This window comes from Humiphilus diazotrophicus, from assembly GCF_059726315.1.
In genome coordinates this window covers 5247783-5262170 of record NZ_AP040870.1, presented here as the reverse complement: position 1 = coordinate 5262170, position 14388 = coordinate 5247783, and the positions used below count along the sequence as shown (strand labels likewise).

Sequence of the window (14388 nt, the reverse complement as noted above, 5' to 3'; positions counted from 1 at the left end):
AAATCTCCTTTTGACCTAAGCGGACAGACCATATGCTTTGAGTTCTTTGATCGCGATCTCTGCCTTATCTTCCGCACGCTGTAGTTGCAACCATTCCACAAGCTCCTGGAACCCTTCAGCATGCGTTACTCGTGGCTCGTATCCCAGGACTTCACGCGCACGAGTTAAATCTGCGTAGCAATGACGAATATCTCCAGACCGATACTGCCGGGTAATGACCGGCTCGATATCTTTGCCTAAAGCCCGGCTGAGCAATTCAGCTACTTTATGGATTTTGATTGGCTGACCAGAGCCGATATTGATGATCTGACCATCTGCCTGATCGCGATTGATTGCCAGAATATTTGCCCGCACGATGTCATGAATGCTGACGAAATCACGTAACTGATTTCCATCTTCAAAGATCAACGGCGGCTGATCATTCAGCAACCGGGAAGCGAAGATCGCCGCAACACCGGTGTAGGGATTCGAAAGCGCTTGTCGGGTCCCATAAATATTAAAGAAGCGCAGAGCTACAACCGGGATGTCATAAGTGCGACCAAAGACAAGACAAAGCTCTTCTTGATCTCTCTTGGAAAGAGCATAAACCGAGGTCACCGCCGACGGCTTATCCTCCGATGTCGGACAGGGAGTGACACTTTCTCCGCAAATTGGACAGCTTATCTCCCACTGACCGGAACGAAGCTGCAAATTTGTTCGAACTGGAGGAGCAACCGGACCACAGTTCGAACAACCATATCGACCTTCGCCGTAAATAGACATAGAGGAGGCCACGATCAACTTCTGCAGATTTGCCTTACTGTCCAGTAGCACTTGCAGAAGCTGCGCGGTTCCAACAGTATTTACTTCCATGTACCGGCTGATCTCATACATCGATTGCCCAACACCTACAGCTGCTGCAAAGTGAAAGACAATGTCGATATCCTTCAGTGCATATAGCAGGACATCGCGATCACGTACGTCGCCATACACAAGCTCAACGTCGGGAGAGAGATATGTCGGCAACTTATTTTGGTGCACCTGGGGAGTAAGATTATCCAGCACACGGATGGTGTATCCCTCTCTTAAGAGGCCATCCGCAAGATGCGAGCCAACAAAGCCAGCTCCGCCCGTGATTAAAACTCTTTTGCTCATCGATCGGAAACAACCTCCTCAGGAAGTCTGACGCTATTTGTTACAGCACTCTCAGGGCGCACATATCGATCCACTGCCCAGCAAGCAAAATCCGTAAAATCCCTGGCATTGACGGGAGGACTCGTCCAATGCGGTTCGATACCTAAGTGATCCGGAGTAAAACAAAGCGTCATTGTCGTTTCAAATTCATCGAGAGCCGACATCTGACGATCGAACCAGATTTCTGCACCAGCCCGAAAATAGTCAGCCCAACTAATCCCAGTCCGGAGATAACGCACACCTAAACGACGCATCCACTCCACCGCGGGATCAAGGCGCTCATCTTCGAAATGAAACCATTGGCAAAGGCCAAAACCTTCAATTGCCGGAAACTTTTCCAGTGCAAGCTTCGGTGTGCCGTCGTGCTTCAGAAGCCCCATGTAGTAGTGCCGATAGTAGGCACTGCCCTCTGCTTCTTTATGACGAGTCGTCGCTTCCCAAGTAGGAGGAAGATCGAAGAGACTGTACCAATGCACACGCTCTACCTTCTCCTTCGCTAACAGAGACGACATGCATTCCAGTCCAAAAACCTGTACCTCTTCCGCACCAAACGAAGAAGCACCGACTTCGCTCACCCATACGGGTTTGGAACTTGCAGCCCGAGCCTCGCGAATCCGATCAGGCCACTCATGGATTGACCAATGGTTCCAGTCAAGAGGAAACCCATGAATCGCAACCACATCGACGTCGTCTAAAGCGCCCAGAGAATCCATGAGCCGAATAAAGTTGGCGTCGCAAGACGAAACCCCACCTAGAACAATCTTCAGGTTGGGCCGGATTTTGTGGATCGCTGCAGAAGACTCCCGAACCATCTCGGCAAACCGTTCCCACCCGGGGTCCAGATGAAAGTTCCAGTGCGAGAGATTATTTGGCTCATTCCACAACATGACAGCTTCCACCATGCCTAGTCCTCGATTCTGTAACCTTCAATGTAGCTGACCGTGTAACTCCAACTCCTGGATATATTCACCGTTCTTCTTCACGTTGGCAGGAGTACACAACCATGTTTCCGGCTCAGGGTGAACTACGATCTCCAAACCGGCGCTACGGAGCATTGCTTCTGCGCAAGAGGTATTGGCAATCCACCAGTTCGTCTGGTCTCCAGCAAAGGAGTGCTCAATAAAGTGCATTCGTGGATAGGAGTGTTGCTTGAAAGCATCCTCTTCCCAAAAGTCGTAGTCCGGAGCTACCTCGATCAGAGGCTCTTCAGGAATAGAGGGACGAATCATTGTCTGAAATAGCAGATGCCCGGAGACCTTCTTTACAACCTTGTCCAGTGCGTATAAGGGGTAGCGAAGGTGATAGAAAAGCCCCATGAATAATACAAGGTCGAACTCTCCGGAAATCTGATCGACATCATATACAGAGCATTTCTGTAGCTCTATGTCGACACCGAGCGTCTGCGAAGCAAAACGTGCCTGCTCCAGATAATGATCATCACTATCCACCCCAAGCACCCTTTTTGCGCCCCGCTTCTTCAATTCGATTGAATAGAAGCCCGCATTGCAGCCTATATCTAAAGCGGTCTTTCCAGATAAATCCCGGGGTACAGCACTCTCGATCTTGCTCCACTTCACGGAGGGGTAATCGGAAAGAAAGTGATTGGGAGCGGTTGGAATACCGCATAGATCGAAATTGTGAAACCACGGACTGAGCTCTTCTATACGACGCCGCAACTGTTCCATTTCTACCGTCCGGGAAGAGATGTAGTCTTTCGCTATCAATGTTTCTCTGCTCATCCAACGGCGCCATGAAACATCCTCGCACCTTGGCGCTATGGCGCTCTCCTTCTCAAACGTGGTAGGTGAGATAAAGAGATAGGAACAAACGTTGCCTTCCGATCCGATCTCAGATAAGAGCGGTCGCTATAGCGATACAAGCAGAGACGCATAATTTTCAGAGACGCACGATCGCTTTCACAGCAGTCTGTTCAAGCTTTTTTCCCGACTGTCGAAGCTACATCAGAAGCTAAGGCACTCAAGTGAATAGTTAATTTCACATAGAGTGAATTAGTAATTCATGAGTGAATGAGCCCAACGAGATGGAATTGATTTTTGAATAGAGGTTTTTCGAAAGATTGTACTCAAGCAGTTCATTACAACAGCAGAGACATATCGGAAGTTCGGAATAAATAAAAGTGACAATCTCTTGAATACAAGGCAACTCTTCAGACAAAAAGAGCAAGGCGTTTGCCTTGCTCTTTTCGGTCAATATGTTTGTACAACTACGAACGCTTACTCGGCTTCACAGCTTCATGCGCTACAGCAGCACCATTGGCTGGAACAGGAGGAACCTCGGCATCCGGCTTTCCGCCAATTCCAAGCTTCTGGCGAACCTGAGAATCCATGCGGGCAAAAACTTCCTTGTTCTCCTTAAGGAAGTTGCGCACATTTTCACGCCCTTGTCCGATACGATCTCCCGAATAACTAAACCAGGCTCCGGATTTTTCGACGATGTTATTCGCAACCGCCAGATCGAGAACGTCGCCTTCACGCGAAATTCCTTCACCGTAAAGAATGTCAAATTCGGCTTCACGGAAAGGAGCCGCAACTTTATTCTTAACAATCTTCACCTTGGTACGGGAACCAACAACGGTATCGCCTTCCTTAACGGCCGCAATACGACGGATATCGATACGCACGGAAGAGTAAAACTTGAGTGCGCGCCCGCCTGTCGTCGTCTCGGGATTGCCAAACATGACGCCGATCTTCTCACGAATCTGGTTGATGAAGATCAGAGCCGTCCGAGACTTGGAGACTGTGCCCGTCAGTTTGCGAAGAGCCTGAGACATCAAGCGAGCCTGCAAGCCGACGTGAGAATCACCCATTTCACCATCGAGTTCAGCCTTGGGCACAAGAGCAGCCACAGAATCAACAACCAGAACATCGATAGCACCGGAGCGGACTAGGGCTTCGGTAATTTCCAAAGCCTGTTCACCATAATCCGGCTGCGAAATGAGCAGATTATCGACGTCCACACCTAACTTCTTGGCATAAGTGGGATCAAGAGCATGCTCGGCATCGACAAATGCCGCCATACCTCCAAGTTTTTGGGCTTCAGCAATGATCTGCAGGGTAATCGTCGTTTTACCGGAAGATTCCGGTCCGTAGATCTCAATTACACGGCCACGGGGAACTCCACCCACACCTAGAGCGGCATCGAAAGAGATCGATCCGGTGGAGATCACGGGAATTGGCCCGATCGCCTCTTTGCTGCCAAGGCGCATAATGGAGCCTTTGCCAAACTGCTTTTCAATTTGTGCGAGCGCCAACTCTACGGCGCGGGAACGGTCATCTGCCACGAAAATCTCCAATCAATCTGAGCCGCAGACAAAAAATAAGAGGCCGACACGGCCTAATCGCGGTTTCAGGTCCTTTTGAGCGGATTGTACAGCAGAGGGGGGGGGCGAGGAAATAGCGAAAGTCCCCGCCAGCCCAGGAAGTACGAATCTATTTCGATTCAGCGTTTCAGCATGTCGACAGGCTCGCGCACATCGCTGACTCTAAAGTATTTAGCCAAGGAAGGATGCTTGCGTGCCACAGCCTGGTACATCTCCCAGGCAATTCTTCGATAGGAAAAATGTCCAGCAGGACCGGACCGCAGCTCTGAAATATACACAGCTTCGGCAAAATCCATTTTGAAGAGAGAACGGCAACGGGTCGCCAGCGGCAACAGATAAGCAGCTGTCGCCTCTGCTTCGGGAGCCGGAGAAGAAGCCACCTGTCCAAAAGCTGCATGGGCCTGATCGACAGCTGACTGAAAATCGGGTAGCGCACCCGCGGCTTCCAGTCCTTCAGGAATCTCGTAGCCATGCAAATTGGTGAAGCGCTGTAAAAGTTGGGTACAACGGCGGTGGCGGTGCATATCCCGGAAACCGCCTATATCCATCAGGATGTCAAATCTCAGGCCTTGTCCCGCATGGAACTCGCGCAGTAGCTCATCGTGTTTTCCACGATGGCGAAGCCCCAGATCGACAATCTCATCCCTACGTGCTTCCGGGAGAGCGGCTACGGCATCCCGAATCTGACGATAGGGATAGTGGCAGGCTGTATAGAGGAGCGAGGAGGCTAATTCAACCTCCAAGGATTCGGAATTCTCCACCAGATCGACTACCGGAGCTTCTGCAATCTTGGTTCCGGCCATCAATTCTGAAGCTGCTTGCCGCAGATCCTGGTAAGTCTCATCCAGATAGCCACAGGGAGTGGCGTACTTTACAAGTGTTGGAGAAACCTTCACATCGCGTGAAAGCAGAGCAGCAGCTTTTTCCCCTAGGGCCGGATCCAGAGACGTAATCTCTTGCTGAAGATTTTGAAATTCTTCGGCATAGACATTCCAAGCCGAACCGGCAGCTGCCTGGCGCAGCTTTTCTCCCAACTCGCGAATCTCGGCAGCAGGATGCGTCAGAAGCCGGGAAACCTGTGTCTCCAGGGTCCTGGCATTCACAATCTGCCCCAAGGAGGTATTTGTCGCCAGAGGGAGAAGATAACGGGCCACATCGAAAGCTCTTGCCTTCAATGTCCGTTCATAAGCATCCGGCTTCATATCGTCAGGCCGGGAAACCTGCTCTTTAAAGGAATTGAAGACTGCGCTGGAAACAACCTCGTATTGCCAGAAGAGATTTTCGACAACTGAGGTGTAAAGATCTTTAGCCTTAGTCGCGGAACCAAATTCCGGGAGATACCAGCCGGATTTGCGGAAATTCTGGTATCTTGTGGAACGTTCCTGGCCATCCCACCGTTGCTCATCGACAAGAGAAATGGCTGCCAGCAAGGATAAGCGTTCGATGGCGAAAGCAACGTGCGCCAAATCAGCGATAGAGCGATGGCCGTATTGAAAATAAAAGGTGTTAAGAAATTGCTCAGCGCGTTGCGAGCTGATTTCTTTGAGCGACTCACGCATCGATAAGGCGGAACGTGAGTATTTGGCCATAGCATAAGCCAGCACTTCAGGATCAGCACCGTGAACAGCAAAGACTTCGGTCTGATTCCGTGATTGCGCTAAGGCGGACGGAGCGGAAGAAAGCGTTAAAGAGTCGGGCATGAAGGTGTCGGGGACAGGATAGCACCCCGAATTCGATGTAGATCAATGATCATGCAGGACAGTGAAAATGGGCAAATGCCGTAGACCTGGAGGCTAGGCTGAGGTAGATTGCAATCAGCTGCAACCTGTCTCCTTGTGATGCCGTCTTTAGAGCAGAACTCTTTACCGGCAAAAGGACGTATATATGGGGAGAAACACATCTCTTTGAACGAAATTCCGACCGAAGTAAGCCATCGGCCGTGGCCGCTACCAAAGACTCGCTGGGCCATGACTCAGCGGTGGAATGATCTTTTGTTTTTGCATTGGCCCCTCCCTGCCTCCGAACTTGCCGGAAGGCTGCCCGAAGGCTTGGTGGTGGATACCTTTGACGGGTCGGCATGGATCAGCATTATTCCGTTCTGGATAGATGCAGCAAAACCCAGCAAATTCCCTCTCATACCAGGATTCAATACCTATCCTGAATTGCATCTGCGTACATACGTAAGGGAACGGCACACAAATGCCCGGGGAATCTTCTTCTTTTCCGTCGACGCGGGCAGAATGATGTCTGTCATTCGATCCCGCCTGATATACCAGCTTCCCTACCACTGGGCACGGATTCGAGTAGAACAGCGAAGCGAGAGGGAATGCAGCTATCAGAGTGAGCGTCTCTTCAGCCGGGAGCCTGTTCGATTCAAAGCACGCTATCGGGGGTTGGGCCCCAATCGCCGTTTGGTCAACCGGACTCAGGGAACGCTGGAGCACTTTTTGACAGAGCGCTATTGCCTTTTCACAGCCAATAGCCAGGGACGCCTTCTGCGAGGAGAGATTCACCATTCGCCCCTGCCGCTGGAAGATGCTGAAGCTGAAATCGTTTTGAACGACCTTCCCGACGTAAACGGGATCTCCCTACCGGACACAAAACCACTCTTGCACTATTCCCGGGAGCTGGTTGTCTATCTCTGGCAAACGGAGCTGGTGCAAAGACCGGCCCTCGTCCGCCTGCCCGGTTCGGTCACAGCAGCCGCCAAGACCTTGCAGACTCCGAGATCCGGAGTCCAGTCTCTATAATCAAATCCGGTAGTACTCCAGCCCGGCTGCATCGAACGGCTGTGCTCTGGAAGGAAAAGATGGGAAATGTGAAAGGTAGGATCGCTCTGGTCACCGGAGCATCCCAAGGAATTGGCCGGGCATGCGCTCTAGTCCTGGCAAAAGAAGGCGCAAAGGTCGCTCTCGCCGCAAGAAATGAAGACAAGCTTAAGGGTGTAGCTGCTGAAATCGTGGCAGCCGGAGGAGAAGCAGAGATCTTCCCTCTCGACGTCGCCAAAGAAGAATCCATTCAGTCTGCGGCCAAAAGCATCCTCGGCAAAATGGGGAAGATTGAGATTCTCGTTAATAATGCGGGGATCACTCGCGACGGCTTGTTACTACGGATGAAGAAAAAGGATTGGGACGATGTGCTTTCGACCAATCTAACCGGAACCTTCCTGCTGACCCAAGCTCTTATGGGACCGATGCTCAAGAATCGCTGGGGAAGAATCATCAACATTGCCAGCGTGGTCGGTCGCACCGGACAGGCTGGACAGACAAACTATGCAGCAAGTAAGGCCGGACTGATTGGATTTACCCAATCTCTCGCACGCGAACTTGCCTCCCGTGGAATTACAGCGAATGCAGTAGCTCCCGGATATATAGAAACGCCCATGACTGCAGTTCTAAACGAACAGCAGCGCGCGCAAATGACAACCCAGATTCCGCTGGGACGCCCTGGAACAGACTTTGACATTGCAAATGCAGTGGCCTTCCTGGCCTCTGAGGAAGCAGGTTATATTACCGGTCATGTCTTGGACGTCAATGGCGGGATGTTTATGAATTAGTATAAAGTTACTACCAAATCTCAGGTTTTCTTATTCGCAGCCGATATAGGATCTCAGGGATGTGCTGAGATCCTTCTGCTGCAGTTCAACTTGTAAAACGTTATCCAAATGCCTCGACTGCTTCGTTTTGTAGCACGACAACCTATTTTCGACGCCCGTAACCGCATCCATGGCTATGAGCTCTTGTACCGTCAAGGTCCTGAGAATCAGTTCAGCGGGAATGGCGACAAAGCCACCCGCATCATGCTGGACAATACTCTTTTGTTCGGAATGAATGCCCTTACAGGGCGGGCTAAGGCGTTCGTAAATTGCACTCGCGAAGCACTCCTGGAAAAATACGTAACCCTACTCCCTCCGAAAATTACGGTTCTGGAAGTATTGGAGTCGATTGAGCCTGAGCCTGCCATCATTAAGGCTTGTACCGAGCTCAAAGAGATGGGCTACAAGATCGCGCTGGATGACTTTGTCTTTCGTAGCGGAATGGAACAGCTAATCGATCTGGCTGACTACATCAAGGTCGACTTCATGGCTTCTCCTCCTGAAGAACGACGCAGAATCCGCAAGAAGATCACGAATAGCCGTACTCGCCTTCTCGCAGAAAAGATCGAAACGGCAGAAGAATTCGAAGCAGCTCTTGCCGAGGGTTATCACTACTTCCAGGGCTATTATTTCTGTCGGCCTGTAATCGTCTCCAACTCTGAAATTCCACCAAACCGCCTGAATTATCTAGCCGTCCTCAGGGCTCTCCATCAAAACCCCCTCGATCTTTCGGAAATTGAAACGCTGGTCAAGCGAGAGGCTTCTCTCTGCTATCGGTTATTGCGCTTAGTCAATTCTGCTCTCTTTGGCCTGCGACAAGAGGTCAAGTCCATCATGACGGCACTGATGGCTATCGGGGAAAACGAATTTCGCAAGCTGGCCAGTATCGCAATCACCACAGAGCTCAATGAAGAACAACCGATAGAGCTTTTGGTGCTGGCGTTGGCCCGCGCCCGCTTTTGCGAATTGGGAGCTCCATCGGCACAGGAAGATCCTACGGAGCAATACCTGCTCGGTTTATTCTCGCTTCTACCCGCTATCTTGCGGATGAGAATGGAAGACATCGTTCCATTGCTGCCTTTACGCACCGAAATTATTGCCGCCTTGAATGGCGACAAGAATCACGCAAGAAAGCTGTTGGAATGCCTGGAACAGTACGAGCAGGGAAATTGGCCGGAGTGCTCTCAAATCTGTACAGAGATGGGCCTGTCCGAATCCCAAGTGGTTGAAAACTATACGCAAGCAGTTCGCTGGGCGGAAGAAGCCCTCTTCCTCGAATAGCCTCCCTCTCGCTGCCGTTTCAGCCCAATCATCTCAATTCAAGAGAAGAAGATTCCCAGAGTAATGGGAAAGCCCTTATGATTTAAGTGCTATTTAGTTTTCGACCAGAACAAAACGAGGCGAGGAGCAAACATCATGGAACAGACCTGGCGATGGTATGGGCCGCACGATCCAATCACTCTGGCGGATGCCCGGCAAGCTGGAGCAACTGGAATAGTCTCAGCACTGCATCATCTGCCTCCAGGCGAGCTGTGGGCTCCGGACGAGATCACAAAGCGTAAGCAGATGATCGAAGCCGCAGGCCTCAGATGGTCTGTCGTAGAAAGCGTCAATATCAGCGAGGACATCAAGACACGCGGCCCTAAATGGAAGCAGCATATCGATGCCTATTGCGATACTCTGCGCAACCTTGCCGCACAGGGAATCTATACAGTCTGTTACAACTTCATGCCGGTGCTGGACTGGACTCGCACACAGCTGGCATGGCGGTTGGAAGATGGCGCCCTTACTCTTCGCTTCGACGCAACAGCTTTTGCGGCTTTCGATCTCTTTATCTTGAAGAGAAAAGAGGCGGAAACAGAGTGGCCCGAGGACCGTCAAAAAAAAGCTCGTGAGTACTACGACAAGATGAGTCAGAGCGAACGCGACGAACTAACGCGCACCGTTCTGGCTGGTCTGCCCGGAACCACAGATGTGTACACGATCGAGCACATTCAACGTGCTCTGGCAACTTATAGAGACATCGATGCCAACACTCTGAGGCAAAACTTTTCGGACTTTCTACGTGCCGTATGCCCGGTTGCCGAAGAGCTTGGCGTGCGCCTTGGTGTGCATCCGGACGATCCGCCACGCTCCCTGCTAGGACTTCCTCGTATCGTAAGTACAGCCGACGATCTTGCGTTCATCCTCGACCAATCGCCGGAACAAGCCAATGGGCTCACCTTCTGCACTGGATCTCTCGGTGTAAGTCCGCAAAACGATATTCCGGCAATGGCCAAGCGTTTTGCAGGAAGGACAAACTTCGTCCATCTTCGCAGCACAAAACGCGAAGCCGATCCCATGTCCTTTCATGAGGCAGCTCATCTCGATGGCGATTTCGACATGATCGCGGTAGCACGTGAATTTGTCCTGGAACAACGCCAGCGGAAGGAAAAAGGCGAGGGAGAGATCCCCTTCCGACCAGATCACGGTCATCAAATCTTGACCGATATTGGAAGGAAGTCGATGCCTGGATACACGGCTGTCGGCCGGTTGCGTGGTTTAGCAGAATTAAGAGGTGTCTTCCGCGCACTCGAAGCAACGATATAAGTAACACTGTCTGTTCTCAAACAGCACGAAATGTGGACCATTCGGAATTACCGGGAAAAGATCCACTTCGTTTTTACAAATGCTGTGTGCGGGCAGGGCACGCTAAAAGCGGCTTTTCTTGACGGAAAAGCCGCGCACCCAAAATTCTTTCTGACGGATACATCTGTCGCTATAAGACGCCTTTAGTTTCCGGCAAAAATCAAATCTGAGTTGATAGTCAAGTTGGTTTTGTGATCCTCGGTTGGAAGATTCAACTTCTCTACTACAAAACCTGCGTCCAGAACTCTCTCCGCTTCAGGCGCATGAGCTCTTCGCGCTCTGTAGCGATCAATATCTGTGAGCACATCGCTAATTGTATCTTCAGGACGAGTCGACGTTCGATGAAGCTTCTGTAAGGCCATGCAGGTAATCCTGCAAAGCGCAAATCGATTAGGCACGTGTGTAAGAGCTTGATACACCTGCTGAGAACGCACGGATGGACCTCTCGTTTCCGAATGTCCAGTCCGCTTATGCGGAAGAAGCCGCAAGATGACGGATCAGATATCCTTGAGTTTTGACGAGGCTTCTGAGGCGGCGCCTCAAAGGACCCTTAACCATTATATGATGCGGCATTTTGCCCAACGAGGTCGTCTAAAAATAATCTTTTCAGACGATTTTGGCTGGTTTTGAAATTCATAACGACACTTGAGATGTGCAGCTCACAAGAAGGAAGATTCATGCAAGAGATAAAAAAGATCTACCTCTGCGGGTTAGGAGCCGTAGGTTGCTCCTATGCAGCAACACTGGAGCGGTGGCAGCCGGGATGCACTCGTATTATTGCCGATCAAGAACGAATCATGCGTTATTCTCAAACAGGCATTAAGGTCAACGGTAATACCGTTCCTTTCTCTTACATCCGTCCTGAAGAGAAAGGAACCGTTGCCGATCTGATTCTCATCGCGGTAAAGCATAATCAACTTTCAGAAGCTGTTTCTGCGATTCGTAATTTCGTTGGAGACAAGACCATCATCCTTTCCCTGCTAAACGGAATTGACAGTGAAGAACGTATCGCCACGGAATATGGAAACGACAAGCTACTTTACTCATTCGTAGTCGGAACTGATGCAGCACGCGAAGGCACTACGATTCAATATTCGAAACTGGGCACCATTGTCTTTGGCGAAAAACATAACTCTACTTACTCAGACAAAGTAATGGCTGTTAAGCAATTGTTTGAACAGTCGGGAATTCCCTATCGCATTCCCAAGGATATGCTTCGCGATCTTTGGTGGAAGTTCATGATGAATGTCGGCATCAACCAGACCTCAGCCGTTATGCGTGCACCTTATGGCATCTACCAGACTACAGAAGAGGCGCGGAAGCTAATGAGGAAGGCATGTATGGAAGTAGTGTGCTTGTCGGAAAAGCTGAATATAGGACTCGCACCTGAGGACGTTGAAGCCTATTTCCCGATCATCGAAGGATTGAGTCCGGAGGGCAGAACCTCCATGCTGCAGGACGTAGAGGCTGGAAGAAAAACAGAGGTGGATGCCTTCGCCGGAACCATCATCGAGTTGGGACGTCAACATAATGTTCCAACACCTATTAATGACATGCTCTATCTGATGATCAGAGCGATTGAGAAGAACTACCCACAGCCCAGTAACTAACCGAGTGGAAGGAATAGAGAGCTGGACGCCTTTCTTAAGTGTTCAGCTTTCCGAGGTCTTGCCGTAAGTCCCCGTGGCGGAATCAATACTCTGATTGAAAATTTTTATAGATGCCTAGCAATACGAAGAGTCGCCCTCCGTTAATGCTTCCTAGCAAAGGAATTATCCCCGCACACTAGAAAGCAAAGCATTCTCCAAATCGGCAATCAAGTCTTCCGTAGCTTCCAGACCGATATTCAACCGGACGAGGCGATGGTCGTATTTGGGACGGTTCTGCCAGCCGGAGAAATCATAAGTCATCACAAGACTGGTAACGCCTGCCCAGCTATAGCCAATCTCAAATAACTCCAATGCATCGATAAAACCATGGACCTCTTCTCTGGAGGCTCCTTGTCGGAAGACGATTGAGAACACCCCAGACGAACCAGTGAAATCCCTCTGCCAGAACCTGTGTCCCGGGCAGGATTCCAAGGCCGGATGCAGTACACAATCGACTTCAGTCCTGGCTGCCAACCAGTTCGCGATTTGTAAAGCCGAATCTTCGATATGGCACAACCGTACGGACATAGTCTTCATGCCGCGCAGGGCTAAAGAGCAGTCATCGGGAGAGGGAGCACATCCGATCAATTGATATGTCGATCCAAGCTTTTGCCAGGCCTCTTTATCCCGGACGGTAACCGAGCCCAGCAGCAGGTCGCTATGTCCTCCGGCATACTTAGTTAGAGCCTGCATTGTGATGTCGACGCCATGCGCGAAAGCATCGAAATACACTCCAGCAGACCAGGTATTGTCCAGCACTACTCTTATGCCATGCGAGTGCGCAACACGCACAATCGCTGGAACATCCTGTATCTCCATCGTGATAGATCCGGGGCTTTCGCACCATATCAACCGGGTATTCGGCTGAAGTAGTTCCTCAATGCCTTCACCGGTCGTCGGATCATAAAAGCTGCTCTCTACCCCGAAACGCGACAACATGCTTCTGGCTATCTTTCTATTCGGGCCATAGATGTTCTCGGGGAGGAGAACATGATCACCATTACTTAAGAAAGCCAGGTTAATAAGGGAGATAGCTCCCTGCCCTCCAGCCGTAACAATGGTTCGGTAACCCTGTTCCAACTCACAGACACGCATAGCAAGCTCCACCGTGGTGGGCGTTCCGTAGAGGCCATAGGTATATCCCATTTCATATTGATCCCAATGCTCTGTCACAGAAGCGGCATCGGGAAATAGGACGGTCGAACCACGCCAGGTTGGTACGGAAAGCGAGCGGAACCCTTCTGGAACCTTCACGTCGGAATGAATCAGCTTTGTCTTCCAGCTCTTCTTCATCCTGGGATTATAAGGCGCTTATTCGACCCAAAAACCAGGCACACTACAACCGACCATCCTGCAGGTATGCTTCCTAAATTTGTACCGTTATACGGCTAGATATACGTTAGTTGATCTTCTGAAAGCAATTTGGCTTATAATTCCAACCGAAAACCGAATCATCAGCTGCAAGATGCCCGTAGTCTGACACCTGCAACTGAGGGGGCTGCTATGTTAAAGTCATCGCTGCTTTTGACCTCAGTAATCTTATTTGGACTTGCTGCCATGCCTGCGCCAGGGCGATCCGCACAGGAGACCGCTCCTGCACCAGCGCCATCTGCCTCGAAAAACCCAGTCAAGCCTACGCCGGAGTCCCAGGCAAAGGCCAAAAAGATGTATGCGATGGACTGTGAGATGTGCCATGGAACAGCCGGCAATGGCAAAACCGATCTAGGGAAAGACTTACAGCTTCTAGATTGGACCGATCCGAAAACCTTCGCCTCAAAGTCGGATAGCGATCTCTTCCAGGTTATCCGCAAGGGCAAAGAGAAGATGCCTGCCGAAGATGCAGCCCGTGCCAAAGACGACGACGTATGGAATCTCATTGTTTACATCCGCAACCTAGCTAAAGAGCACTCGGCAGAAGCGGCCAAGCCCGCCAGTTAAAAGACGATTCGGGCAAAACATGTAGCCGACGATAGAGCCAGCTGAAACCTGCTGTTCTATCGTCG

The 14388-nt window shown here is 50.7% G+C and carries 13 protein-coding genes; 6 read left to right on the top strand and 7 right to left on the bottom strand.

The annotated features are described in order from the left end of the window. Nucleotides 1-15: 15 nt before the first annotated feature. The 5 genes from AC6I7T_RS21765 to AC6I7T_RS21745 form a co-directional block, all read right to left on the bottom strand. Entirely contained in the window at nt 16-1134 is a 1119-nt protein-coding gene (locus tag AC6I7T_RS21765; protein WP_497789763.1) for an NAD-dependent epimerase/dehydratase family protein, read from the bottom strand. Continuing rightward, entirely contained in the window at nt 1131-2075 is a 945-nt protein-coding gene (locus AC6I7T_RS21760) for a glycosyl hydrolase (protein ID WP_497789761.1), read from the bottom strand. Before AC6I7T_RS21760 ends, AC6I7T_RS21765 begins: the two co-directional genes overlap by 4 nt. A 24-nt stretch (nt 2076-2099) precedes the next feature. Next, nucleotides 2100-2912 carry a TIGR04290 family methyltransferase gene (locus tag AC6I7T_RS21755; RefSeq protein ID WP_497789760.1) on the bottom strand — a complete coding sequence of 271 codons (813 nt, stop codon included), beginning with the start codon at nt 2910-2912 and terminating at the stop codon, nt 2100-2102. 485 nt (nt 2913-3397) lie between these two features. Further along, entirely contained in the window at nt 3398-4474 is a 1077-nt protein-coding gene (gene recA / locus AC6I7T_RS21750) for a recombinase RecA (protein ID WP_497789759.1), read from the bottom strand. A gap of 158 nt (nt 4475-4632) precedes the next feature. Next, on the bottom strand, nt 4633-6213 hold the full coding sequence (locus tag AC6I7T_RS21745; protein WP_497789757.1) for an FAD-dependent thymidylate synthase: 1581 nt from the start codon (nt 6211-6213) through the stop codon (nt 4633-4635). 204 nt (nt 6214-6417) lie between these two features. On the opposite strand from AC6I7T_RS21745, the gene AC6I7T_RS21740 reads away from it, so the two are divergent. The 4 genes from AC6I7T_RS21740 to uxuA all read left to right on the top strand — a co-directional run bounded on the left by AC6I7T_RS21740 (nt 6418) and on the right by uxuA (nt 10697). Further along, nucleotides 6418-7263 carry a YqjF family protein gene (locus AC6I7T_RS21740; protein ID WP_497789756.1) on the top strand — a complete coding sequence of 282 codons (846 nt, stop codon included), beginning with the start codon at nt 6418-6420 and terminating at the stop codon, nt 7261-7263. A gap of 59 nt (nt 7264-7322) precedes the next feature. Then, entirely contained in the window at nt 7323-8069 is a 747-nt protein-coding gene (fabG, locus tag AC6I7T_RS21735; RefSeq protein WP_497789754.1) for a 3-oxoacyl-[acyl-carrier-protein] reductase, read from the top strand. 108 nt (nt 8070-8177) lie between these two features. After that, nucleotides 8178-9389 carry an EAL and HDOD domain-containing protein gene (locus AC6I7T_RS21730; protein WP_497789753.1) on the top strand — a complete coding sequence of 404 codons (1212 nt, stop codon included), beginning with the start codon at nt 8178-8180 and terminating at the stop codon, nt 9387-9389. A 135-nt stretch (nt 9390-9524) separates the two neighbouring features. After that, entirely contained in the window at nt 9525-10697 is a 1173-nt protein-coding gene (gene uxuA, locus AC6I7T_RS21725; protein WP_497789752.1) for a mannonate dehydratase, read from the top strand. A 182-nt stretch (nt 10698-10879) separates the two neighbouring features. Here the strand turns inward: uxuA and AC6I7T_RS21720 are convergent, their stop codons facing one another. Next, entirely contained in the window at nt 10880-11170 is a 291-nt protein-coding gene (locus AC6I7T_RS21720) for a hypothetical protein (protein ID WP_497789750.1), read from the bottom strand. A gap of 243 nt (nt 11171-11413) precedes the next feature. Between AC6I7T_RS21720 and AC6I7T_RS21715 the strand changes: the two genes are divergently transcribed. Further along, the gene (locus AC6I7T_RS21715; RefSeq protein WP_497789749.1) at nt 11414-12346 is read left to right on the top strand and encodes a ketopantoate reductase family protein; all 933 of its coding nucleotides are present in this window, start codon (nt 11414-11416) and stop codon (nt 12344-12346) included. Between the two features lie 162 nt (nt 12347-12508). On the opposite strand, the gene AC6I7T_RS21710 is transcribed toward AC6I7T_RS21715, so the two are convergent. Then, nucleotides 12509-13678 (bottom strand): cystathionine beta-lyase, encoded by a 1170-nt coding sequence (locus tag AC6I7T_RS21710; protein ID WP_497789747.1) that lies wholly within the window; start codon nt 13676-13678, stop codon nt 12509-12511. Nucleotides 13679-13888: 210 nt separating this feature from the next. On the opposite strand from AC6I7T_RS21710, the gene AC6I7T_RS21705 reads away from it, so the two are divergent. Further along, entirely contained in the window at nt 13889-14323 is a 435-nt protein-coding gene (locus AC6I7T_RS21705) for a c-type cytochrome (RefSeq protein WP_497789746.1), read from the top strand. Nucleotides 14324-14388 lie beyond the last annotated feature (65 nt).